The following is a 21,616-nucleotide window of genomic DNA, read 5'->3' as shown; positions in this document are numbered from 1 at the left end:
ATGACGATGCCAACGAATCAATGCCCGTGGCGGATGCAGGTTCATCACATTACGCAAGAAACGCCGGATGTGTGGACGATTTCCCTGATTTGCCACGATTACTACCCATATCGCGCCGGGCAATATGCGCTGGTCAGCGTGCGAAACTCAGCGGAAACGCTGCGTGCTTACACCATTTCCTCCACGCCAGGCGTGAGTGAATACATCACCCTGACCGTGCGGCGGATTGATGACGGTGTTGGCTCCCAGTGGCTGACCCGCGATGTGAAACGCGGTGACTATCTCTGGCTTTCGGACGCGATGGGGGAATTTACCTGCGACGATAAAGCAGAAGATAAATTCCTGTTACTGGCGGCAGGCTGCGGCGTTACGCCAATTATGTCGATGCGTCGCTGGCTGGCGAAGAACCGTCCGCAGGCCGATGTGCAGGTGATCTACAACGTGCGTACGCCGCAGGATGTAATTTTCGCCGATGAGTGGCGTCATTATCCGGTAACACTGGTGGCGGAAAATAACGTTACCGAGGGGTTCGTTGCCGGACGCCTGACTCGTGAACTGCTGGCAAGCGTTCCTGATTTAGCCTCACGTACCGTGATGACTTGTGGTCCGGCACCGTATATGGATTGGGTGGAACAGGAAGTGAAGGCGCTCGGCGTGACGCGTTTCTTTAAAGAGAAATTCTTTACGCCAGTGGCGGAAGCGGCGACCAGCGGTCTGAAATTCACCAAACTGCAACCGGCGCAAGAATTTTACGCTCCGGTTGGCACTACGCTGCTGGAAGCACTGGAAAGCAATAAAGTTCCGGTTGTCGCCGCCTGTCGTGCGGGTGTTTGCGGCTGCTGTAAGACGAAAGTGGTTTCCGGTGAATATACGGTGAGCAGCACAATGACGCTGACCGACGCCGAAATCGCTGAAGGTTACGTACTGGCCTGCTCCTGCCATCCGCAGGGGGATTTGGTTCTCGCGTAATCACCTTATGCCCGATGATATTCCTGTCATCGGGCTGTTTAACCGTTAGTGCCTCCTTTTTCTCCCATCCCTTCCCCCTCCGTCAGATGAACTAAACTTGTTACCGTTATCACATTCAGGAGACGGAAAACCATGAAACAAACGGTTGCAGCTTATATCGCCAAAACACTCGAATCAGCAGGCGTAAAACGCATCTGGGGAGTCACGGGCGACTCTCTGAACGGTCTTAGTGACAGTCTTAATCGCATGGGCACCATCGAGTGGATGCCTACCCGCCATGAAGAAGTGGCGGCCTTTGCCGCTGGCGCTGAAGCACAACTTTCAGGAGAACTGGCGGTCTGTGCCGGATCGTGCGGCCCCGGTAACCTGCACTTAATTAACGGCCTGTTCGATTGCCACCGTAATCACGTTCCGGTACTGGCGATTGCCGCCCATATCCCTTCCAGCGAAATTGGCAGCGGCTATTTCCAGGAAACCCACCCGCAAGAGTTATTCCGCGAATGTAGTCACTATTGCGAGCTGGTTTCCAGCCCGGAGCAGATCCCACAAGTGCTGGCGATTGCCATGCGCAAAGCGGTGCTTAACCGTGGCGTTTCCGTTGTCGTGTTACCGGGCGACGTGGCGTTAAAACCTGCACCAGAAGGGGCGACTACGCACTGGTATCATGCGCCACAGCCAGTCATAACACCGGAAGAAGAAGAGTTACGCAAACTGGCGCAACTGCTGCGTTACTCCAGCAATATCGCCCTGATGTGCGGCAGCGGCTGCGCGGGGGCGCATAAAGAGTTAGTTGAGTTTGCCGGGAAAATTAAAGCGCCTATCATTCATGCCCTGCGCGGTAAAGAACATGTCGAATACGATAATCCGTATGATGTCGGAATGACGGGATTAATCGGCTTCTCGTCAGGTTTCCACACTATGATGAATGCCGACACCTTAGTGCTGCTCGGCACACAATTTCCCTACCGCGCCTTCTACCCGACCGATGCCAAAATTATTCAGATTGATATCAACCCAGCCAGCATCGGCGCGCATAGCAAGGTAGATATGGCGCTGGTCGGCGATATCAAATCAACCCTGCGCGCATTGCTGCCACTGGTGGAAGAAAAAACCGATCGCAAGTTTCTGGATAAAGCGCTGGAAGATTACCGCGATGCCCGTAAAGGGCTGGACGATTTAGCTAAACCGAGCGAGAAAGCCATTCACCCGCAATATCTGGCGCAGCAAATTAGTCATTTTGCCGCCGATGACGCCATCTTTACCTGTGACGTTGGCACACCTACGGTATGGGCGGCACGTTATCTGAAAATGAACGGCAAGCGTCGCTTGTTAGGTTCGTTTAACCACGGTTCGATGGCTAACGCCATGCCGCAGGCGCTGGGCGCGCAGGCAAGCGAGCCAGAACGCCAGGTGGTCGCCATGTGCGGCGATGGCGGTTTTAGCATGTTGATGGGCGATTTCCTCTCGGTAGTGCAGATGAAGCTGCCAGTGAAAATTATCGTCTTTAACAACAGCGTACTGGGCTTTGTGGCGATGGAGATGAAAGCTGGTGGCTATTTGACTGACGGCACCGAACTACACGACACCAACTTTGCCCGCATTGCCGAAGCGTGCGGCATTACGGGTATTCGCGTGGAAAAAGCCTCTGAAGTCGATGAAGCCCTGCAACGCGCTTTCTCCATCGACGGTCCGGTGCTGGTGGATGTGGTGGTTGCCAAAGAAGAATTAGCCATTCCACCGCAGATCAAACTCGAACAGGCAAAAGGTTTTAGTCTGTATATGCTGCGCGCAATCATCAGTGGACGCGGCGATGAAGTAATCGAACTGGCGAAAACAAACTGGCTAAGGTAAAAAGGGTGGCATTTCCCGTCATAAATAAGGACATGCCATGATTGATTTACGCAGTGATACCGTTACCCGACCGAGCCGCGCCATGCTCGACGCGATGATGGCCGCCCCGGTTGGGGACGACGTTTACGGAGACGACCCTACCGTTAATGCTCTGCAGGACTATGCGGCAAAGCTTTCCGGTAAAGAAGCCGCCATTTTTCTGCCTACCGGCACTCAGGCCAACCTGGTCGCTCTGCTCAGTCACTGCGAACGCGGCGAAGAGTATATTGTCGGCCAGGCGGCGCATAACTATCTGTTTGAAGCCGGTGGCGCAGCAGTGCTGGGCAGTATTCAACCGCAACCCATCGATGCTGACGCCAACGGCACGTTACCGCTGGATAAAGTGGCGATGAAAATCAAACCCGACGATATTCACTTCGCCCGCACCAAATTGCTCAGTCTCGAAAACACCCACAACGGCAAAGTGCTGCCGCGTGAATACCTGAAAGAAGCATGGGAATTTACCCGTGAGCGCAATCTGGCGCTGCATGTTGACGGTGCGCGCATCTTTAACGCCATCGTGGCTTATGGCTGCGAACTAAAAGAGATCACGCAATATTGTGATTCGTTCACCATTTGTCTGTCGAAAGGTCTTGGTACGCCAGTCGGTTCGTTACTGGTCGGTAACCGTGACTACATTAAACGTGCCATCCGCTGGCGGAAAATGACCGGCGGCGGGATGCGCCAGTCCGGGATCCTGGCAGCCGCCGGGATGTATGCACTGAAAAATAACGTCGCACGCTTGCAGGAAGACCACGATAACGCCGCCTGGATGGCGGAGCAGCTGCGTGAAGCAGGCGCGGATGTGATGCGTCAGGACACCAATATGCTGTTTGTTCGCGTCGGGGAAGAAAATGCTGCCGCGTTAGGCGAATACATGAAAGCGAGAAACGTGCTGATTAACGCCTCGCCGATTGTCCGCCTGGTGACGCATCTCGACGTCTCGCGTGAACAACTGGCAGAAGTCGCCGCCCATTGGCGCGCATTCCTGGCGCGTTAAGGAGAGAGACGTGCCGCAACGCATTTTAGTTCTCGGTGCCAGTGGCTACATTGGTCAGCATCTGGTGCGTACACTCAGCCAGCAAGGGCATCAGATCCTGGCGGCGGCACGTCATGTCGACAGGCTTGCAAAGCTGCAACTGGCAAACGTCAGTTGCCATAAAGTCGATCTCAGCTGGCCGGATAACCTTCCGGCCCTGTTGCAGGATATCGATACGGTCTATTTTCTGGTGCACAGCATGGGCGAAGGCGGCGATTTTATCGCTCAGGAGCGTCAGGTGGCTCTCAACGTCCGTGATGCGCTGCGCGAAGTGCCAGTTAAGCAATTAATCTTTCTCAGCTCGTTGCAGGCTCCGCCACATGAGCAGTCGGATCATCTGCGCGCCCGTCAGGCCACGGCGGATATTTTGCGTGAAGCCGGTGTGCCGATTACTGAATTGCGCGCCGGAATTATCGTTGGCGCAGGTTCAGCGGCGTTTGAAGTGATGCGCGATATGGTCTACAACCTGCCGGTATTAACGCCGCCACGCTGGGTACGTTCACGCACCACGCCCATCGCGCTGGAAAACCTGCTGCACTATCTGGTGGCACTGTTAGATCATCCGGCCTGCGAACATCGGGTCTTCGAAGCCGCCGGGCCAGAGGTGCTCAGTTATCAACAACAATTTGAACATTTTATGACCGTAAGCGGTAAGCGCCGCTGGTTGATCCCCATCCCCTTTCCGACCCGCTGGATTTCGGTGTGGTTTCTCAATGTGATTACTTCCGTACCGCCCACCACCGCCAAAGCGTTGATTCAGGGGCTGAAACACGATCTGCTGGCAGATGACACCGCGCTACGTGCGCTCATCCCACAACCGCTGATCGCTTTCGATGATGCGGTACGTCGCACATTGAAAGAGGAAGAAAAACTGGTCAACTCCAGCGACTGGGGATATGACGCGCAGGCTTTTGCTCGCTGGCGACCAGAATACGGTTACTTCGCCAAACAAGCCGGTTTTACGGTTAAAACGTCCGCCAGCCTTCACGCGCTATGGCGGGTAGTCAATCAAATCGGCGGTAAAGAACGTTATTTCTTTGGCAATATTTTGTGGCAGACCCGGGCGCTAATGGACCGCGCGATCGGTCATAAACTGGCGAAAGGTCGCCCTGAGCGGGAATATTTGCAGACGGGAGATGCGGTAGATAGCTGGAAAGTGATTGTCGTTGAAGCAGAAAAACAACTTACGTTGTTATTTGGTATGAAAGCACCGGGACTGGGGCGGCTTTGTTTTACGCTGGAGGATAAAGGCAACTATCGCACCATAGACGTTCGCGCTTTCTGGCATCCGCACGGCATGCCAGGCCTGTTTTACTGGCTTTTCATGATCCCTGCGCATCTGTTTATTTTTCGCGGTATGGCAAAACGAATCGCCAGACTTGCAGAACAAATCACAGATTAATCGAAAAAAACCTGCGTGATTCTTTCATGTTTCCCATTGCATCAAGGGGGAAATCACGAAAGAATGCGCACGTCGACTTATCAACAACAGTGGAATGATATGAAGGTACTGGTTACCGGCGCTACCAGCGGCTTAGGTCGAAACGCGGTTGAATTTTTATGCCAGAAAGGCATCAGCGTGAGAGCGACCGGTCGCAACGAAGCGATGGGCAAATTGCTGGAAAAACTGGGCGCAGAGTTTGTCCGGGCGGATCTGACCGAACTTGTCTCATCGCAGGCTAAAGTGATGCTCGCAGGCATTGATACGCTGTGGCACTGCTCCAGCTTTACTTCGCCGTGGGGAACGCAGCAGGCTTTCGATCTGGCCAACGTTCGCGCTACGCGTCGCCTGGGCGAATGGGCTGTTGCCTGGGGAGTGCGTAACTTTATTCATATTTCTTCGCCTTCACTGTACTTCGATTATCATCACCACCGGGATATCAAAGAAGATTTTCGCCCTCACCGCTTCGCTAACGAGTTTGCCCGCAGCAAAGCTGCCAGCGAAGAAGTGATTAATATGCTTTCGCAGGCGAATCCACAAACGCGCTTTACTATTCTGCGTCCACAAAGTCTGTTCGGACCGCACGATAAAGTGTTCATCCCCCGCCTGGCGCATATGATGCACCACTACGGCAGCATTCTGTTACCGCACGGCGGCAGTGCGCTGGTCGATATGACCTACTACGAAAATGCCGTGCATGCCATGTGGCTGGCGAGCCAGGAAAACTGCGACAAACTGCCGTCCGGCAGGGCATACAACATTACCAATGGTGAGCATCGTACACTGCGCAGCATCGTGCAGAAGCTCATCGACGAACTGAATATTGATTGTCGTATTCGTTCAATTCCCTACCCGATGCTGGATATGATCGCCCGCAGCATGGAGCGTTTAGGCCGCAAGTCAGCGAAAGAGCCGCCGCTAACCCACTACGGCGTCTCCAAGTTGAATTTTGACTTTACGCTGGATATTACGCGTGCACAGGAAGAGTTAGGTTATCAGCCTGTCATCACGCTGGATGAAGGGATCGAGAAAACTGCCGCCTGGTTACGCGACCACGGAAAACTGCCGCGCTAATCCTGACCGTATTTCTCCAGCAACGCTTGTGCAATTGCCAGAGTTTCTGCATCCGCTTCGCCGTTATATAACGTCGGGCGGAAGTGCATCTGGAACGCCATAATCACTCGTTGCTGTTCGCCAGGAGTCATTTCTGGTTTCACGTCATAGCCGTAACGGGCCAACAGTTCCAGCAATGAGGCGGTATCTACCGGTGTGTGCGGCGCGCGCCCGGCAAGATAAAAGTTCACCCGCAGCGCATCAGGCCAGGCACCAATCCCCTCTTGTGCCAGTTGCTGCCAGGGAAATAATGGCCCGGGATCATCTTTGCGCTGCGGCGCAATATCTGCATGAGCCACTACGTTTTCCGGTTTGATGTGATAGCGGGCGATAATATCCTTCGCCAGTGGAATGAGCGCCTGAATTTGTGTCGGTTCAAATGGCGCAAAATATTTCACCCCCGCTGATGTTTTCCAGCCGCGATTTTCCAGCTCAATACCTATAGAGGTGTCGTTAAGGCGCGTTGCCCCGCGCCAGGCGCTAATCCCCGCATGCCAGGCCAGTTCCTGTTCCGGTACCAGTTGCCAGATACGCGGCTTGCCGTTGTAAAGTGGTGGCTCGGCAGGAACCAGGTAATGCGAACTTACGTGCTTATCGGTCAGTGTCGCCAGTGACGTATCAAAGTCCTCTGCGGTGTAGTGGATCACCAGCACTTTAATGCGCGGATACGCCGCCTGCGCCTGGCGTCGGGTATCAAGCTGGTATCCCTCTTTCTCGACAATGCCTTTTTCGCCTGCACACCCAGCCAGGAATAAAGCGGCGGCAACCAGCCAGAAGACTCTGCTCATCGACGCGTTTTCACCGCCGTTCCGCTGACGCTAACCATCAGCATACTGCCGTTTTGCCCGACCGTTTCGTAGTCGATATCAATGCCGACCACGGCGTCAGCCCCCAGCGCTCGCGCCTGCTCACCAAGTTCCTCAAAGGCTATCTCCCGCGCTTTACGCAGTTCTTTTTCATACGCACCGGAACGTCCGCCAACGATATCGCGGATCCCCGCAAAGAAATCGCGAAAAATGTTAGCGCCTAAAATCGCTTCGCCGGTCACCACACCGCAATATTCAACGATGGTCTGGCCTTCAAGTGTTGGGGTTGTGGAAAATTGCATGATCGATCTCCTTGTTTGCTAAGCCTTCGATCTTCAAAGCATTATCGGACTGATACGCTATTATTGAAAGGATATCATTATTATCGTAGAACGCTTTCAAGGTGTTCGCTTATAAGGAAATCATTATGCGCTACAGCAAATTGACTATGCTTATCCCTTGCGCACTGTTACTCAGTGCTTGTACCACCGTCACGCCTGCCTATAAAGATAATGGCCCCCGTACGGGATCTTGCGTTCAGGGCGGACCTGACAGCGTGGCCCAGCAGTTTTATGACTATCGCATTTCGCACCGCAGTAACGACATTACCGCTCTGCGTCCATATTTAAGTGACAAACTGGCAACTTTGCTGAGTAATGCCAGCCGCGATAACAGCCATCGTGAATTATTAAGCAGCGATCCGTTCTCCAGTCGCACCACTTTGCCTGACAGCGCACAAGTTGCCAGCGCCTCGACCATCCCAAATCGCGATGCGCGCAATATTCCGCTGCGGGTGAATCTGAAACAAGGCGACCAGCGCTGGCAGGATGAAGTGCTGATGATTCAGGAAGGACAGTGTTGGGTGATCGACGATGTGCGCTATTTAGGTGGCAGCGTACACGCACCTGCCGGCACTCTGCGCCAGTCCGTTGAGAACCGCTAAAACCTTGATTAAACGATAACCCCCATAAATTGTCTGGCATTCTGTGAAGAATGCCGACATTTATGCTCGCCGCCCTTCGCCGCCGTTATTTTGTGCTATGTTTATTGAATAATGCGCTTTGCTTTTAACTTTTAAAGCAGAAATATTGCATAATTATTCTGTCAAAGGTACTATCTTCGACTTCAATAGCTATCCGACTGCCAGTATACGAGTGTCAATGAGTATTCAATTAAACGGCATTAATTGCTTCTACGGCGCGCATCAGGCGCTGTTCGATATCACGCTGGATTGCCCGCAAGGCGAAACGCTGGTGTTACTTGGCCCCAGCGGCGCGGGGAAAAGCTCGCTGCTGCGTGTACTCAATCTGCTAGAGATGCCGCGCTCCGGTACGCTCAACATCGCAGGCAACCATTTCGATTTCACTAAAACGCCATCTGACAAAGCGATCCGCGAGCTGCGTCGTAACGTCGGGATGGTGTTTCAGCAATACAACCTATGGCCGCATCTGACGGTACAGCAAAACCTGATTGAAGCGCCCTGCCGCGTGCTGGGGTTGAGTAAAGATCAGGCACTGGCCCGTGCAGAAAAACTGCTGGAACGTCTGCGTCTCAAACCTTATAGCGATCGTTACCCGCTGCACCTGTCTGGTGGTCAGCAACAACGTGTCGCTATCGCCCGCGCGCTGATGATGGAACCGCAGGTACTGCTGTTTGATGAACCGACCGCCGCGCTGGATCCGGAAATTACCGCACAAATCGTCAGCATTATTCGTGAGCTGGCGGAAACGAATATTACCCAGGTGATCGTCACCCACGAAGTTGAAGTGGCGCGTAAAACCGCCAGCCGTGTGGTGTATATGGAAAACGGTCACATCGTAGAACAAGGCGACGCGAGCTGCTTTACCGAGCCGCAAACCGAAGCATTTAAAAACTATCTCTCTCACTAAGATTCGGGATAACAACAATGAAAAAAGTTCTGATTGCCGCGCTAATTGCAGGTTTTAGTCTTTCCGCCACAGCTGCCGAAACCATTCGTTTTGCTACCGAAGCCTCCTATCCTCCGTTTGAATCTATAGACGCGAACAACCAGATCGTCGGTTTTGACGTCGACCTGGCGCAGGCGCTGTGTAAAGAAATTGATGCGACCTGCACTTTCTCTAACCAGGCGTTTGACAGCCTGATCCCAAGCCTGAAATTCCGTCGCGTAGAAGCGGTGATGGCCGGGATGGATATCACCCCGGAACGTGAAAAGCAGGTACTGTTTACCACCCCGTACTATGACAACTCCGCACTGTTTGTTGGTCAGCAGGGTAAATACACCAGCGTTGATCAGCTGAAAGGCAAAAAAGTCGGCGTGCAGAACGGGACGACGCACCAGAAGTTCATTATGGATAAGCATCCGGAAATCACCACCGTGCCGTATGACAGCTACCAGAACGCAAAACTGGATCTGCAAAACGGTCGTATCGACGGCGTCTTCGGAGACACCGCGGTGGTCACCGAGTGGCTGAAAGATAACCCGAAACTGGCGGCAGTGGGCGACAAAGTGACCGACAAAGATTACTTCGGTACTGGCCTCGGCATTGCGGTACGTCAGGGCAACACTGAACTGCAGCAGAAACTCAACACTGCGCTGGAAAAAGTGAAGAAAGATGGCACTTACGAAACCATCTACAACAAATGGTTCCAGAAGTAATTCCTGATGAATGAATTTTTTCCTTTAGCAAGCGCCGCCGGGATGACCGTCGGCCTTGCCGTGTGTGCATTGATTGTCGGACTGGCGCTGGCGATGTTCTTTGCGGTATGGGAGTCGGCAAAATGGCGTCCTGTCGCGTGGGCAGGTTCTGCGCTAGTGACGGTTCTGCGCGGCCTGCCAGAAATTCTGGTGGTGCTGTTTATCTATTTTGGCTCCTCACAGCTGCTGCTGACGCTTTCGGATGGCTTCACCATCAATCTTGGGATTGTACAGATCCCGGTGCAGATGGACATCGAGAACTTCGACGTTAGCCCGTTCCTTTGTGGTGTCATCGCTCTGTCGCTGTTGTATGCCGCCTATGCCTCGCAAACGCTGCGCGGTGCATTAAAAGCGGTGCCAGTTGGCCAGTGGGAATCCGGTCAGGCGCTGGGGCTGTCGAAATCGGCTATTTTTTTCCGCCTGGTGATGCCGCAGATGTGGCGTCATGCGTTGCCTGGCCTCGGTAACCAGTGGCTGGTGCTGCTGAAAGATACCGCGCTGGTCAGTTTGATTAGTGTGAATGATTTAATGCTACAAACCAAAAGCATCGCTACCCGTACCCAGGAACCATTTACCTGGTACATTGTGGCGGCGGCGATTTACCTGGTGATTACTCTATTGAGTCAGTACATTCTCAAACGCATTGACCTGCGCGCGACACGTTTTGAGCGGAGGCCCAGCTAATGTTTGAGTATTTACCCGAACTGATGAAAGGGCTGCACACCAGCCTGACGCTAACCGTTGCCTCGCTGATTGTAGCGCTGATTCTGGCGTTAATTTTTACCATCATTCTGACGCTGAAAACGCCAGTGCTGGTATGGCTGGTGCGGGGTTATATCACGCTGTTTACCGGTACGCCGCTGTTGGTGCAGATCTTCCTGATTTATTACGGGCCGGGCCAGTTCCCGACGTTGCAGGAATATCCGGCACTGTGGCATTTACTGTCAGAACCGTGGCTGTGTGCACTGATTGCGTTGTCGCTGAACAGTGCGGCGTATACCACGCAACTGTTTTACGGCGCGATCCGCGCGATCCCGGAAGGTCAATGGCAATCCTGTAGCGCCCTGGGAATGAGCAAAAAAGACACGCTGGCGATCCTGCTGCCGTATGCCTTTAAACGCTCACTCTCTTCGTATTCCAACGAAGTGGTGCTGGTGTTCAAAAGTACCTCTCTGGCTTACACCATTACGCTGATGGAAGTGATGGGTTACAGCCAGTTGTTGTACGGGCGCACCTACGATGTGATGGTATTTGGCGCGGCGGGGATTATTTACCTGATCGTTAACGGCCTGCTGACGCTGATGATGCGCCTGATCGAGCGTAAAGCGCTGGCGTTTGAGCGACGGAATTAATATGGCTGCGTGCTGATGCCGGATGCGGCGTACATTAGCTGGATGATTTGTAGGTCTGATAAGACGCGTCAGCGTCGCATCAAACACCAGCACATAACCCACATAGTGCATAAATTCTTATAATGAAGACGGGCAATCCACTAAGTTGTCCGTCTTTTTTTATTCCATTTAAATTATTTAATCATATTTATTGCATATAAATTCACTTAATGGCATTGTTATCCCATGCCGCAGACACGGCCAAAAATCATAAGATTGACAGACGGGAGTTCCATCATGAAAAAGTTAGTTCTTGCCGCTTTACTTGCATCCTGTGCGTTCGGCGCTTCTGCCGCGGAGAAAATCAATTTTGGCGTATCAGCGACCTATCCTCCGTTCGAGTCGATGGATGCCAATAACCAGATTGTCGGCTTTGATATCGACCTGGCAAAAGCCTTGTGCAAACAAATGCAGGCAGAATGTACTTTTACTAATCACGCGTTCGACAGCCTGATCCCGTCGCTGAAATTCAGAAAATATGACGCCGTTATCTCCGGTATGGATATCACGCCAGAGCGTAGCAAGCAGGTATCGTTTACCACGCCCTACTATGAAAACTCAGCCGTCGTAATTGCCAAAAAAGATACCTACAAAACGTTTGCCGATCTGAAAGGTAAACGTATTGGGATGGAAAACGGCACCACGCACCAGAAATATATTCAGGATCAGCACCCGGAAGTGAAAACTGTCTCCTATGACAGTTATCAGAATGCCTTTATCGATCTGAAAAATGGCCGTATTGATGGGGTATTTGGTGACACCGCGGTGGTGAACGAATGGCTGAAAACCAATCCGCAACTGGGCGTTGCGACTGAGAAAGTGACCGATCCGCAATACTTCGGCACCGGCCTGGGTATCGCTGTACGTCCTGATAACAAAGCTCTGCTGGAAAAACTGAATAACGCGCTGGCAGCGATTAAAGCAGACGGCACATATCAGAAAATCAATGACCAGTGGTTCCCGCAGTAATTGAGACTGATGACAAAAGTAAGATTGCCTGATGCACTACGCTTATCAGGCCCGCATCAACTCTGCAATGTATTGATTTAGCATGATTTTGTAGGCCGGATAAGGCGTTCACGCCGCATCCGGCATGAACAAAGCGCACCTGATCAGCAATCTGAAGCCGCACCTGCGGCTTTTTTATTGCTTCACCAGCAGCGTCAGCACTTCATAGTGCGCGGTGTGCGGGAACATATCAAAAAGCTGTACCCGCTCAATGCGATAACCAGGCAGTTCGCGAATATCTTTCGCCATCGTTTGAGCGTTACAGCTGGAGTAAATGATAAAACGTGGTGCCATCGTTGAGAGATAATCACACAGCGGTTTACCAATGCCGCGGCGCGGCGGGTTAACCAGCACCAGCTCCGGCACCTCTCCCTGAGCGGCGGCAAACTGAGTGGAATCCAGCGCCTGAAATTGCAGACGCGTTAAGCCCAGTTCAGCGGCTGATTGCTTCGCACAGGCAATGGCTTCTGGCGCAATTTCGATCCCGGTTAACTGCATGTCAGCCGTCGCGCAGTGTAAACCAAAACCACCCACGCCGCAGAACAGATCCCACATATGTTTAACCGGCAGCTGCCGTACCCAGTCGCGCGCGGTGGCATACAGCTGGCTGGCGACCGCCGGATTAGTCTGGAAGAAACTTTGCGGGCGGATCCACAGCGGCACATCGTTAAAACGCTCTGCCAGCGACTGTTGTTCCGTCAGGTAGATCTCCGTCTCCCCTTCCATAATCGCCATATGTACCGGCTGAATATTGACGGTAATGACTTTCAGCTGCGGCAATTGTGCCTGTAACCACGGCAATGCCTTACGCAGTTGTGCCAGTTTGGTTTCAGAACGCAGTACAAAGCGCAGCATCATGCCGCCATCACTCTGGCTTTCAGTCAGCAGAATGTATTTCAGTTCGCCACGCTTACGCGCCACGTTGTAGGGCGTTAACCCCGCACGGGCGATAAACGGTTTTAGCACCGCAAAAACGGGCGCAAATGAGGCAGGATAAAGCGGGCAATCGCAAAGATCTTCCGGCGTGCCGTCGCGATGCAGCATTCCGAGCCGTGGTTTTTCAACACTGCCACTCACCACCATTTTGGCTTTATTACGAAACCCTTGTTCCGGGCCAGACACCGGCGCGCACCATTCCTCAACCGGAAAATCGGCCAGCAGATTCTTAAGATCGGCGGTTTTAGCGGAGAGTTGCTGTGGTATCGGCTGCGTTATCCACTGACAGGAACGACAGCGACCCGCGTCGTAAAGTGCGCACTGCATACATTGACCTTCACATCATCAGGGGCGACGATTATACACATTATTGCAACTGGAAGAACCGCCGACTGGTCGAGGGAACGAACAGCAGCATCAGGATGAGCATATCCGGCAGCTTCTGCAGCATCAGGCTATGGAAGATTTCACGTTTTGATTCACCGGGAATGCTGAACAACTCCGGATAACCATAACCCAGCGAAGCAGCCCACAAGTAACTGGCGGCCGTGATTTGTGTCAGCAGATACAGCCAGCGCGCCCAGCGACGCCCTTTCACCAGCGAAAACGCACACCAGATCTCAATAAAAACCAGCGCCAGACTGCTTAAAAAGACCAGTGTTAAACTCCAGGTTTGTACGCTGCGATTAATGAACTCGCCAATACCGCGCACGCCTAATGTATTGAAAATCATCAACACGTCGAGGCCACGGATCATAATAATGGCGAGCGCCGCCACCTGCACCAGCGCAGGCACATTCAGGCGAGCATGTGATGAAGATGTTTTCTTAAAAAATCCCAACGGTTCGTCTTCCATGAAAACAATGCCGCGACATGCGCGGCATTATGTAGCCAGGTTGGCAAATTTTAGTGTCTTCAGCCACGTCTTGCACGCTGGATATCGCGTATCCGCTGCTTTTCTGCGCGAGCCATCAGATACCAGGCGATAAATCCGACAATTCCGACCGCACCGAGAATTAACGTTGCAAGTGCGTTAATTTCTGGATTCACCCCCATACGCACGCTGGAGAAGACCAGCATCGGTAACGTGGTGGCTCCCGGCCCGGAAACAAAGCTGGCAATCACCAGATCATCAAGCGACAGGGTAAAAGCCAGTAACCAACCAGAAATGATCGCCGGCATAATCATCGGTAGCGTAATGACGAAAAACACTTTCAACGGCATCGCACCGAGATCCATCGCCGCTTCTTCTATCGATCGATCCAGTTCCCGCAGACGCGACGAAATAACGACTGCCACATAAGCCGTACAGAAAGTGACATGCGCCAGCCAGATGGTGAGCATACCGCGGTCCGCAGGCCAGCCAATGGCATGAGCAAGCGCGACGAATAACAACAACAGCGACAAGCCCGTGATGACATCTGGCATCACCAGCGGCGCGGTGATCATAAAGGCAAAACCATTTGATCCGCGAAACCTGCCGAAGCGCACCAGCACCACCGCCGCAATTGTCCCGAGGATCGCCGCCGCCGTCGCCGCACAGGCCGCAATTGTCAGGCTTAAACCAACCGCACTCATCATTGCGTCATCGCGCAATAACTCACCGTACCAACGCGTTGACCAGCCCGCCCACACCGTCACCAGCTTCGAGCTGTTAAATGAATAGATAACCAGCATCAGCATTGGCGCATAAAGAAAGGTGAAGCCCAGCAGCAAAATCACAATCCGCCAGGGCGAACGAACGACCGGTAAATTATTCATCCGTGTTCTCCCACACTTTTTTGCTGATACTTGTGGAACCACATAATAGGCACGATTAGCAGCAACAACATGATAATCGCCACTGCCGAGGCGACAGGCCAGTCACGGTTATTGAAGAACTCCTGCCACAGCACGCGGCCAATCATGATGCTATCCGGACCGCCGAGCAGTTCCGGGATCACAAACTCGCCAACCGCAGGAATAAAGACCAACATCGATCCGGCAATAATTCCGCCTTTGGTGAGTGGCACGATCACGGTAAAGAACGTTTTCAGCGGTCGTGCACCGAGATCCAGTGCCGCTTCCACCAGCGAATAATCAATACGCATCAACGCGGTGTAGATTGGCAGCACCATAAACGGCACATAGGCGTAAACAATGCCAATATAGACCGCCAGGTTGGTATGCAGAATGGTCAGCGGTTGATCGATAACGCCCAGCCACAGCAGGAAGTTATTCAGCACGCCATTGTTTTTTAATATTCCCATCCAGGCATAAACGCGGATCAGAAACGAGGTCCACGACGGCAGGATCACCAGCAGCAATAAGATATTGCGGGTCGAGGGTTTACTGTGCGCCACCGCCCACGCCAGCGGGTAGCCAAGCAATAAGCAGCAGATGGTCGAAATCGCTGCCACCTGTAACGACTGGAGATAAGCATCGAAATAGAGCGGATCGTCGGTAAGTTGCAGGAAATTACCAAGATTGAGGGTGATTGACAGTTGCCCGTCGGCCCACTCCATCAGTTCGGTATAAGGCGGAATAGCTCGCGCCATCTCTGCAAGACTTATTTTAAAGACAATCAGAAATGGCAGCAGGAATAGCAAAATTAACCAGATATACGGCAGCGCAATCACCAGTTTGCGCCCGTGCTTCATCTGCCACTGCGTAAGCCACTGTTTTAACCCGTCCGGCTGGACAGGAGGTTCAAGTGTACTCATCTTTGCTCCTTAAACCGTCAGCACCACACAACTGTCCACTTCCCAACATAAACGAACTTCATCACCCCAGGTCGGTAGCCCTTTGCGGTGACGATGCGCGTTTTGTAGCTGGGCGCTAATCATCTGCCCGCTTTTCAGTCGAACGTGATACACCGAAAGATCGCCGAGATAGGCAATGTGTATCACCTCCCCCACCGCGAAGTTACAACCATTGGCGGGCGGCTCCTCGCAAAGCATGATTTTTTCCGGTCGCAGCGCCACATGTACCGGCACGTTATCGACCACTGACGCCAGCGGATCGACTTTCAGCGGATGGACCAGCCCCGGTGAATCGAGCAACAGGCCGTCTTCCTGACGCTCTTTTAGTAGCCCTTCAAAGACGTTGACTGAACCAATAAACTCGGCGCTGTAGCGGGTAGTCGGATGCTCGTAAATCTCTTCCGGCTCGCCAATCTGAACAAATTTCCCGCGATTCATAATGGCGATACGCCCCGCCATGGTCATCGCCTCTTCCTGATCGTGAGTAACCATTACGCAGGTCACGCCGACACGCTCCAGAATATCCACCACTTCAAGCTGCATCCGGTCACGCAATTTTTTATCCAGCGCGCCCATCGGTTCGTCGAGCAGTAATAGTTTTGGGCGCTTGGCAAGGCTTCGGGCCAGGGCCACACGCTGGCGTTGGCCACCGGAAAGCTGATGCGGTTTGCGTTTGGCGAACTCCTGCATATGTACCAGTCCGAGCATCTCGTTGACCCGGCTGGCAATTTCCGCTTTTGGCAATTTGTCCTGCTTCAGGCCAAAGGCGATGTTCTGTTCCACGGTCATATGGGGAAACAACGCGTAAGACTGAAACATCATATTGATGGGGCGTAGATAAGGAGGAACCCGTGACAGGTCGACGCCATCAAGCATAATCTGCCCGGCAGAAGGTTGTTCAAAACCTGCCAGCATACGTAGCAGTGTGGACTTGCCACAGCCGGATGCGCCCAGCAGTGCAAAGATTTCGCCTTTATAAATGGTCAGACTGACATCATCGACCGCATGTTGACCATCGTAGGATTTGGTCAAATTACGGATTTCTAATAGTGGTGTCAGCGACTTACGACTTTTCGCCTGCGGGCGAGGGATAGCGTCATTCACGGCTGCTCTCCGGCATTGAATGTGTGCAAGCGCACCATGATGGTGCGAATTACCGGTGGGTGTGGTGCACCCGTCCGGCATCTACAACAGCAGATTATTTTCCGCTCTTCACTTTGGTCCAGGCGCGTGTGCGCACTCGATCGATTTTTGGATCCTGCACTTGTAGTGTGAACATTTTGGCGCGAACGTCCGCAGGCGGGTAAATTCCTGGGTTATCACGGACTTCCGCACTCACCAGCGGCGTGGCTGCTTTATTGGCGTTAGCATAGAACACATGGTCGGAGATATGCGCGACCACATCCGGACGCAGCAGATAATTCAGGAACTGATAAGCTTCGTCTTTATTTTTGGCATCCGCAGGCATGGCGAATACATCAAAGAATGCCATCGCCCCTTCTTTCGGAATCGAGAAAGAGACATTCACACCGTTTTTCGCTTCTTTCGCGCGGTTAGACGCCTGCCACACATCGCCCGCCCAGCCAATAGCGACGCAGATATCACCATTTGCCAGATCGTTAATGTATTGAGATGAATGGAAATAACGAATATTTGGACGCAGCTTTAACAGCAGATCGGTTGCCGGGCCAGTGTAATCATCCGCTTTGGTGCTGTTGGGATCTTTGCCGAGATAATTCAGCACTGTGGCAAAAACTTCTTCCGGCGCATCGAGGAACGAGACTCCGCAGCTTTTCAGTTTTTCCAGATTTTCAGGTTTGAGGATCAAGTCCCAGCTATCGACGGGCGCGTTTTCGCCCAGTACCGCTTTGACTTTATCGACGTTGTAGCCAATTCCGGTGGTCGCCCACATATACGGCATGGCAAATTTATTGTCGGGATCGTGTTTTGCTACCAGCTTCAGCAGTTCTGGATCGAGATTCTTCCACTCTGGCAATTTGCTTTTATCCAACGGCTGGAATACACCAGCAGTCAACTGGCGTTCAAGAAAACTGGCTGACGGAACGACAAGATCAAAGCCGGTGCTCCCCGCCATTAACTTGCCTTCTAATACTTCGTTGGAATCGAAAACATCGTAGACGACTTTTATACCCGTCTCTTTTTCAAAATTTGCCACTGTATCCGGGGCGATATAATCAGACCAGTTATAGATGTGGAGTGTTTTTTGTTCAGCCGCGAGCGTGCCGACAGAGACGGCCATCAGAGCACCTGCAACCAGACCCGATAGCCATTTTTTATTTAAGGCGGTCATATCTCTTTCCTTCTGAAAGTTCGTTAACAAACGAACAAAAGTTGTCACACTGAAAGATATGCAATAAACGTGCATATTTTTTTATCGGCGCGGCGCAAGAAAAGAGAACTCTCTCCCGGCCAGCATTGCTCGCTATATAAAAGCCTCGCAAGAATAACTTTAGCCAGGGTTTGAAACTATAGCTGTAATTAAAAAACAGTATTTAACAAATTTTTATGCGCATTTGCTCTATGTGATAAAGCAAATTCGGCATAAGACAAGTGAAAAAATCTTTAATGGAAGGTTAAATTTAGCAGGAAATATTATAATGCGCAGTCACTGTGGCAGCGACTGCGTGCTCAAAAAGAATTATCAGTGAAGGAAATAGTTTTCGGTAACGTTATTTTGCCCTTCATCGTCAGTCGGCAACAGCAGTTGATGGGCATTGGCTTCAAGGATGACCATCGAAATCTGCTCTTCACTCTGGCGTACGAACCATGCAAACTGTTCATAGGTTACGCCCTGCATAACGGATAAAGACTGGCAAACCACCAGCTTTGGCAGATTATCATCCTGCATATCAAGAAATGCTTTCACAGTCAGCGAACTGGCATTGATGGCCGACAAATCCGCCGCCAGCGGCAACACGGCTGAAGGTCTGACTTCCGCCATGGCAGAAAACAGGATCGTGTTATCAATCAGGTCGATTTTGGCATCAAAGACACCGTCAAAATTCTGCATATGCGGCAGATGTAGCGCCTGACAGTTATCACATTCAAAAAAACTCATCCCCAGGTCATCGAGCCATTGACGCAACGTATCCAGACCAGGAACGACCAGCGATGTCATAATTTTGTACAACCTCTTCCGATAAAAAGACTGGCACAGCTTACGCAAAAAGCGCAGGCAAAACCATGATCAGTCACGTTATTGCGACTAACCACCGGTTTTTAAGCAATATTCTGCCGTGGCGTGGCGCTCAATCCAGCGGATCATTTTACCCGCGATGTCGATACCGGTGGTTTTCTCTATCCCTTCCAGACCAGGCGACGCATTCACCTCCATCACCAACGGTCCGCGATTTGCTCGCAGAATATCCACGCCAGCAACATCCAGCGCCATCGTTCGTGCGGCTTTTATGGCGATTTCACGCTCCTGCGGCGTAATACTGGCAATGCTCGCCGCGCCGCCACGATGCAAATTGGAACGAAAATCGCCCTCCTTCGCCTGCCGTTCAATTGCCGCGACCACTTCATCGCCAACGACCAGACAACGAATATCACGGCCTTTTGCTTCTTTTATATATTCCTGCACCAGAATATGCGCATTAAGACCGCGAAAAGCGTCAATTACGCTTTCTGCTGCCTGACGCGTCTCTGCCAGCACCACTCCAATCCCCTGCGTGCCTTCGACCAACTTGACCACCAGCGGCGCACCACCGACCATCTCGATTAAGTCGCTGGTATCATCCGGCGAATGCGCCATGCCTGTTACAGGCAGGTCAATGCCCTGTCGCGCTAACAGTTGCATGGAACGCAATTTGTCACGCGCACGGGCAATCGCAACCGATTCATTCAACGGATAGCTCCCCAGCATTTCGAACTGGCGTAGCGCCGCCGTCCCATAAAAGGTAATGGCGGTGCCAATGCGCGGGATCACCGCGTCAAAATGGGGTAGCTTGCGGCCTTTATAATGAATAGAAGACGCCGCAGGATTAATGTTCATATAGCAAGAAAGCGGATCGAGAATTTCAACCAGGTGACCGCGCTGTATGGCGGCTTCACGCAACCGCTTACACGAATAGAGCGTTCCATCCCGGGACAATATGGCAATTTTCACCCTGCACCTCTCTGTCAGACCTGGTCAAAAGCCCGCGTATCATACATCGGCGTTACGGTTTTAGCGCGTCGCCCAACCTTGTTTATGCAAATAATCGAGAATAAAAGGACGGCTTTCTTTGATAATCGTCCGACGAATATGATCGCTCCAGGTATCCCGACGATTATTGCTGCCACGGGTGAGATAATATTCCGCCAGTTGCTCGTCATACTGCGCCAGAGCGTCTTTATCCAGCGGTTGATAGCTGTTTTCATGCACCACAATAGAGGCGGGTAAACGCGGTTTGAGATCCGGTTTATCCGCAGGCCAGCCAAGACACAGACCAAATAGCGGCAAAACATGCTTCGGTAACTTCAGCAGTTCCGTCACCGCTTCGATATTATTGCGTAGGCCACCAATATATACTCCGCCCAATCCCAGAGATTCCGCTGCAGTTAACGCATTTTGCGCCATCATCGCCGTATCAACGACACCGAGCAACAGTTGTTCCGCCAGGCCAAGTTGTGCATCCGGACAGATCTGTAAATGACGGTTAAAGTCGGCACAGAACACCCAGAACTCCGCCGCTTGCGCCACATGTTTTTGCCCCCCGGTCAGCGTTACCAGTTCTTCACGCAGCGTTCTATCGGTAATGCGAATAATGCTACTGCATTGCAAAAAACTAGAACTGGAAGTCGCTCGGGCGCTGTTGATAATCGCCTCACGCTGCGCCTCAGAAATGGGGTCATCAGTGAAATGGCGAATGGAGCGATGGCCACAAATAAGTTCAATGGTTGGCGTCATTATCTTTTTCTCTTTCTGAACGTGAAGATTCCAGTGGACGGTTCATCAGTTGTGGGGCAAGCCGTTTTGCCACCTGAAGAATAACCACCACCGCAGCGGGAAGCATGAGCAAAACACCGAGAAAAATCATCAGAATTTGTATCTCTGGCGTCGAAAACGGCACCGGAAGCGAAAGGTAATGGCTTAACGACAGCAGCGCCGTCACCAGTAACATCATGCCGATGAATTCCAGTATCAACACGCTTTTAGGTAATTTACCGATCGCGCGCATAAGCTTCCCTCTGCAAAGTGAATTGCTATTTTAAAACCTTTCGTTGCGTTGTGCTTAACAGTTATAGCTTTAAGCAATCAATGCAACAGGTTAAACCTACTTTCAGCGAGTAAATTTTGGCGTAATCATGGCGGACATAAACAGATGAGGAGAGAAACAATGCAAACCGTTATTTTTGGTCGTCCGGGTTGCCCTTACTGCGTGCGTGCTAAAGAGTTGGCAGACAAACTGAGTAATGAACGCGATGACTTTGAATATCAGTATGTTGATATTCGTGCAGAAGGGATTAGCAAAGAAGATTTACAACAGAAAGCGGGTAAACCAGTAGAAACCGTACCGCAGATTTTTGTCGATCAGCAACACATCGGCGGCTATACCGATTTTGCTGCCTGGGTGAAAGAGAATCTTGAAGCCTGATTGCC

General features: G+C 52.0%; 24 protein-coding genes. 12 read left to right on the top strand and 12 right to left on the bottom strand.

The annotated features are described in order from the left end of the window. From hcr to FEK66_RS13180, 5 genes are all read left to right on the top strand, one after another. The gene (gene hcr, locus FEK66_RS13200) at nucleotides 1-969 is read left to right on the top strand and encodes an NADH oxidoreductase (protein WP_135493615.1); all 969 of its coding nucleotides are present in this window, start codon (nucleotides 1-3) and stop codon (nucleotides 967-969) included. A gap of 132 nt (nucleotides 970-1,101) precedes the next feature. Further along, complete coding sequence (gene poxB / locus FEK66_RS13195) at nucleotides 1,102-2,820, top strand: ubiquinone-dependent pyruvate dehydrogenase (RefSeq protein ID WP_130205239.1); 1,719 nt, start codon at nucleotides 1,102-1,104, stop codon at nucleotides 2,818-2,820. 37 nt (nucleotides 2,821-2,857) lie between these two features. Then, nucleotides 2,858-3,859, top strand: a complete 1,002-nt coding sequence (gene ltaE / locus FEK66_RS13190) for a low-specificity L-threonine aldolase (RefSeq protein WP_135493614.1) — start codon at nucleotides 2,858-2,860, stop codon at nucleotides 3,857-3,859. A gap of 10 nt (nucleotides 3,860-3,869) precedes the next feature. Further along, nucleotides 3,870-5,300 (top strand): SDR family oxidoreductase, encoded by a 1,431-nt coding sequence (locus FEK66_RS13185; RefSeq protein ID WP_135493613.1) that lies wholly within the window; start codon nucleotides 3,870-3,872, stop codon nucleotides 5,298-5,300. A gap of 99 nt (nucleotides 5,301-5,399) precedes the next feature. After that, on the top strand, nucleotides 5,400-6,413 hold the full coding sequence (locus FEK66_RS13180) for an NAD(P)-dependent oxidoreductase (protein ID WP_130205719.1): 1,014 nt from the start codon (nucleotides 5,400-5,402) through the stop codon (nucleotides 6,411-6,413). Here FEK66_RS13180 and FEK66_RS13175 read toward each other — a convergent pair. Then, nucleotides 6,410-7,240, bottom strand: coding sequence for an N-acetylmuramoyl-L-alanine amidase (locus FEK66_RS13175; protein ID WP_135493612.1), 831 nt, complete (start codon nucleotides 7,238-7,240; stop codon nucleotides 6,410-6,412). The two genes, FEK66_RS13180 and FEK66_RS13175, sit on opposite strands and share 4 nt — an antisense overlap. After that, on the bottom strand, nucleotides 7,237-7,560 hold the full coding sequence (locus FEK66_RS13170) for a heavy metal-binding domain-containing protein (RefSeq protein WP_001160732.1): 324 nt from the start codon (nucleotides 7,558-7,560) through the stop codon (nucleotides 7,237-7,239). The genes FEK66_RS13175 and FEK66_RS13170 overlap by 4 nt, the downstream gene beginning before the upstream one ends. Before the next feature lie 125 nt (nucleotides 7,561-7,685). Here FEK66_RS13170 and FEK66_RS13165 point away from each other — a divergent pair, with 125 nt between their 5' ends. From FEK66_RS13165 to artJ, 6 genes are all read left to right on the top strand, one after another. Then, a complete protein-coding gene (locus tag FEK66_RS13165) occupies nucleotides 7,686-8,201 on the top strand; it encodes a lipoprotein (protein ID WP_135493611.1) in 516 nt (171 codons plus the stop codon). 217 nt (nucleotides 8,202-8,418) lie between these two features. Continuing rightward, the gene (gene artP / locus FEK66_RS13160; protein ID WP_000027211.1) at nucleotides 8,419-9,147 is read left to right on the top strand and encodes an arginine ABC transporter ATP-binding protein ArtP; all 729 of its coding nucleotides are present in this window, start codon (nucleotides 8,419-8,421) and stop codon (nucleotides 9,145-9,147) included. A 17-nt stretch (nucleotides 9,148-9,164) separates the two neighbouring features. Beyond that, nucleotides 9,165-9,896: an arginine ABC transporter substrate-binding protein ArtI gene (gene artI, locus FEK66_RS13155; RefSeq protein ID WP_000756569.1), complete on the top strand. Its 732-nt coding sequence runs from the start codon at nucleotides 9,165-9,167 to the stop codon at nucleotides 9,894-9,896. A gap of 6 nt (nucleotides 9,897-9,902) precedes the next feature. Further along, complete coding sequence (gene artQ / locus FEK66_RS13150) at nucleotides 9,903-10,619, top strand: arginine ABC transporter permease ArtQ (RefSeq protein WP_130205229.1); 717 nt, start codon at nucleotides 9,903-9,905, stop codon at nucleotides 10,617-10,619. Further along, nucleotides 10,619-11,287, top strand: a complete 669-nt coding sequence (artM, locus tag FEK66_RS13145) for an arginine ABC transporter permease ArtM (RefSeq protein WP_000464489.1) — start codon at nucleotides 10,619-10,621, stop codon at nucleotides 11,285-11,287. Before artQ ends, artM begins: the two co-directional genes overlap by 1 nt. Before the next feature lie 276 nt (nucleotides 11,288-11,563). After that, nucleotides 11,564-12,295, top strand: coding sequence for an arginine ABC transporter substrate-binding protein ArtJ (gene artJ, locus FEK66_RS13140; protein WP_130222142.1), 732 nt, complete (start codon nucleotides 11,564-11,566; stop codon nucleotides 12,293-12,295). 174 nt (nucleotides 12,296-12,469) lie between these two features. On the opposite strand, the gene rlmC is transcribed toward artJ, so the two are convergent. The 10 genes from rlmC to FEK66_RS13090 all read right to left on the bottom strand — a co-directional run bounded on the left by rlmC (nucleotide 12,470) and on the right by FEK66_RS13090 (nucleotide 21,194). Then, entirely contained in the window at nucleotides 12,470-13,597 is a 1,128-nt protein-coding gene (gene rlmC, locus FEK66_RS13135) for a 23S rRNA (uracil(747)-C(5))-methyltransferase RlmC (protein WP_135493609.1), read from the bottom strand. Nucleotides 13,598-13,637: 40 nt separating this feature from the next. Then, the gene (locus tag FEK66_RS13130) at nucleotides 13,638-14,126 is read right to left on the bottom strand and encodes a YbjO family protein (RefSeq protein ID WP_135493608.1); all 489 of its coding nucleotides are present in this window, start codon (nucleotides 14,124-14,126) and stop codon (nucleotides 13,638-13,640) included. Between the two features lie 59 nt (nucleotides 14,127-14,185). Next, nucleotides 14,186-15,031, bottom strand: coding sequence for a putrescine ABC transporter permease PotI (potI, locus tag FEK66_RS13125; protein WP_130258187.1), 846 nt, complete (start codon nucleotides 15,029-15,031; stop codon nucleotides 14,186-14,188). Next, nucleotides 15,028-15,972: a putrescine ABC transporter permease PotH gene (potH, locus tag FEK66_RS13120; protein WP_135493607.1), complete on the bottom strand. Its 945-nt coding sequence runs from the start codon at nucleotides 15,970-15,972 to the stop codon at nucleotides 15,028-15,030. The genes potI and potH overlap by 4 nt, the downstream gene beginning before the upstream one ends. Before the next feature lie 9 nt (nucleotides 15,973-15,981). After that, nucleotides 15,982-17,115: a putrescine ABC transporter ATP-binding subunit PotG gene (potG, locus tag FEK66_RS13115; protein ID WP_130214734.1), complete on the bottom strand. Its 1,134-nt coding sequence runs from the start codon at nucleotides 17,113-17,115 to the stop codon at nucleotides 15,982-15,984. A 94-nt stretch (nucleotides 17,116-17,209) separates the two neighbouring features. Then, nucleotides 17,210-18,322 (bottom strand): spermidine/putrescine ABC transporter substrate-binding protein PotF, encoded by a 1,113-nt coding sequence (potF, locus tag FEK66_RS13110; protein WP_130205213.1) that lies wholly within the window; start codon nucleotides 18,320-18,322, stop codon nucleotides 17,210-17,212. A 351-nt stretch (nucleotides 18,323-18,673) separates the two neighbouring features. Beyond that, entirely contained in the window at nucleotides 18,674-19,150 is a 477-nt protein-coding gene (locus FEK66_RS13105; RefSeq protein ID WP_000203025.1) for a YbjN domain-containing protein, read from the bottom strand. A gap of 87 nt (nucleotides 19,151-19,237) precedes the next feature. Continuing rightward, a complete protein-coding gene (rimK, locus tag FEK66_RS13100; RefSeq protein ID WP_130205211.1) occupies nucleotides 19,238-20,140 on the bottom strand; it encodes a 30S ribosomal protein S6--L-glutamate ligase in 903 nt (300 codons plus the stop codon). A gap of 60 nt (nucleotides 20,141-20,200) precedes the next feature. Continuing rightward, nucleotides 20,201-20,923, bottom strand: coding sequence for a nitroreductase NfsA (gene nfsA, locus FEK66_RS13095; RefSeq protein WP_130205209.1), 723 nt, complete (start codon nucleotides 20,921-20,923; stop codon nucleotides 20,201-20,203). Next, a complete protein-coding gene (locus tag FEK66_RS13090; protein WP_130205207.1) occupies nucleotides 20,907-21,194 on the bottom strand; it encodes a DUF1418 family protein in 288 nt (95 codons plus the stop codon). The genes nfsA and FEK66_RS13090 overlap by 17 nt, the downstream gene beginning before the upstream one ends. A 159-nt stretch (nucleotides 21,195-21,353) precedes the next feature. Here FEK66_RS13090 and FEK66_RS13085 point away from each other — a divergent pair, with 159 nt between their 5' ends. Beyond that, nucleotides 21,354-21,611, top strand: coding sequence for a GrxA family glutaredoxin (locus tag FEK66_RS13085; RefSeq protein WP_130205205.1), 258 nt, complete (start codon nucleotides 21,354-21,356; stop codon nucleotides 21,609-21,611). Nucleotides 21,612-21,616 lie beyond the last annotated feature (5 nt).

Source organism: Escherichia sp. E1130, from assembly GCF_005781065.1.
Lineage (GTDB): Bacteria > Pseudomonadota > Gammaproteobacteria > Enterobacterales > Enterobacteriaceae > Escherichia.
The sequence above is the reverse complement of the archived record's forward strand: the minus strand, read 5'-3'. Positions and strand labels throughout refer to the sequence as shown.

Bases quoted from the DNA above. Each gene is read 5' to 3' on its own strand.
- hcr (WP_135493615.1), top strand. From the start codon at position 1: ATGACGATGCCAACGAATCAATGCCCGTGGCGGATGCAGGTTCATCAC.
- poxB (WP_130205239.1), top strand. From the start codon at position 1,102: ATGAAACAAACGGTTGCAGCTTATATCGCCAAAACACTCGAATCAGCA.
- ltaE (WP_135493614.1), top strand. From the start codon at position 2,858: ATGATTGATTTACGCAGTGATACCGTTACCCGACCGAGCCGCGCCATG.
- FEK66_RS13180 (WP_130205719.1), top strand. From the start codon at position 5,400: ATGAAGGTACTGGTTACCGGCGCTACCAGCGGCTTAGGTCGAAACGCG.
- FEK66_RS13175 (WP_135493612.1), bottom strand. From the start codon at position 7,240: ATGAGCAGAGTCTTCTGGCTGGTTGCCGCCGCTTTATTCCTGGCTGGG.
- FEK66_RS13170 (WP_001160732.1), bottom strand. From the start codon at position 7,560: ATGCAATTTTCCACAACCCCAACACTTGAAGGCCAGACCATCGTTGAA.
- FEK66_RS13165 (WP_135493611.1), top strand. From the start codon at position 7,686: ATGCGCTACAGCAAATTGACTATGCTTATCCCTTGCGCACTGTTACTC.
- artP (WP_000027211.1), top strand. From the start codon at position 8,419: ATGAGTATTCAATTAAACGGCATTAATTGCTTCTACGGCGCGCATCAG.
- artI (WP_000756569.1), top strand. From the start codon at position 9,165: ATGAAAAAAGTTCTGATTGCCGCGCTAATTGCAGGTTTTAGTCTTTCC.
- artQ (WP_130205229.1), top strand. From the start codon at position 9,903: ATGAATGAATTTTTTCCTTTAGCAAGCGCCGCCGGGATGACCGTCGGC.
- artM (WP_000464489.1), top strand. From the start codon at position 10,619: ATGTTTGAGTATTTACCCGAACTGATGAAAGGGCTGCACACCAGCCTG.
- artJ (WP_130222142.1), top strand. From the start codon at position 11,564: ATGAAAAAGTTAGTTCTTGCCGCTTTACTTGCATCCTGTGCGTTCGGC.
- rlmC (WP_135493609.1), bottom strand. From the start codon at position 13,597: ATGCAGTGCGCACTTTACGACGCGGGTCGCTGTCGTTCCTGTCAGTGG.
- FEK66_RS13130 (WP_135493608.1), bottom strand. From the start codon at position 14,126: ATGGAAGACGAACCGTTGGGATTTTTTAAGAAAACATCTTCATCACAT.
- potI (WP_130258187.1), bottom strand. From the start codon at position 15,031: ATGAATAATTTACCGGTCGTTCGTTCGCCCTGGCGGATTGTGATTTTG.
- potH (WP_135493607.1), bottom strand. From the start codon at position 15,972: ATGAGTACACTTGAACCTCCTGTCCAGCCGGACGGGTTAAAACAGTGG.
- potF (WP_130205213.1), bottom strand. From the start codon at position 18,322: ATGACCGCCTTAAATAAAAAATGGCTATCGGGTCTGGTTGCAGGTGCT.
- FEK66_RS13105 (WP_000203025.1), bottom strand. From the start codon at position 19,150: ATGACATCGCTGGTCGTTCCTGGTCTGGATACGTTGCGTCAATGGCTC.
- nfsA (WP_130205209.1), bottom strand. From the start codon at position 20,923: ATGACGCCAACCATTGAACTTATTTGTGGCCATCGCTCCATTCGCCAT.
- FEK66_RS13090 (WP_130205207.1), bottom strand. From the start codon at position 21,194: ATGCGCGCGATCGGTAAATTACCTAAAAGCGTGTTGATACTGGAATTC.
- FEK66_RS13085 (WP_130205205.1), top strand. From the start codon at position 21,354: ATGCAAACCGTTATTTTTGGTCGTCCGGGTTGCCCTTACTGCGTGCGT.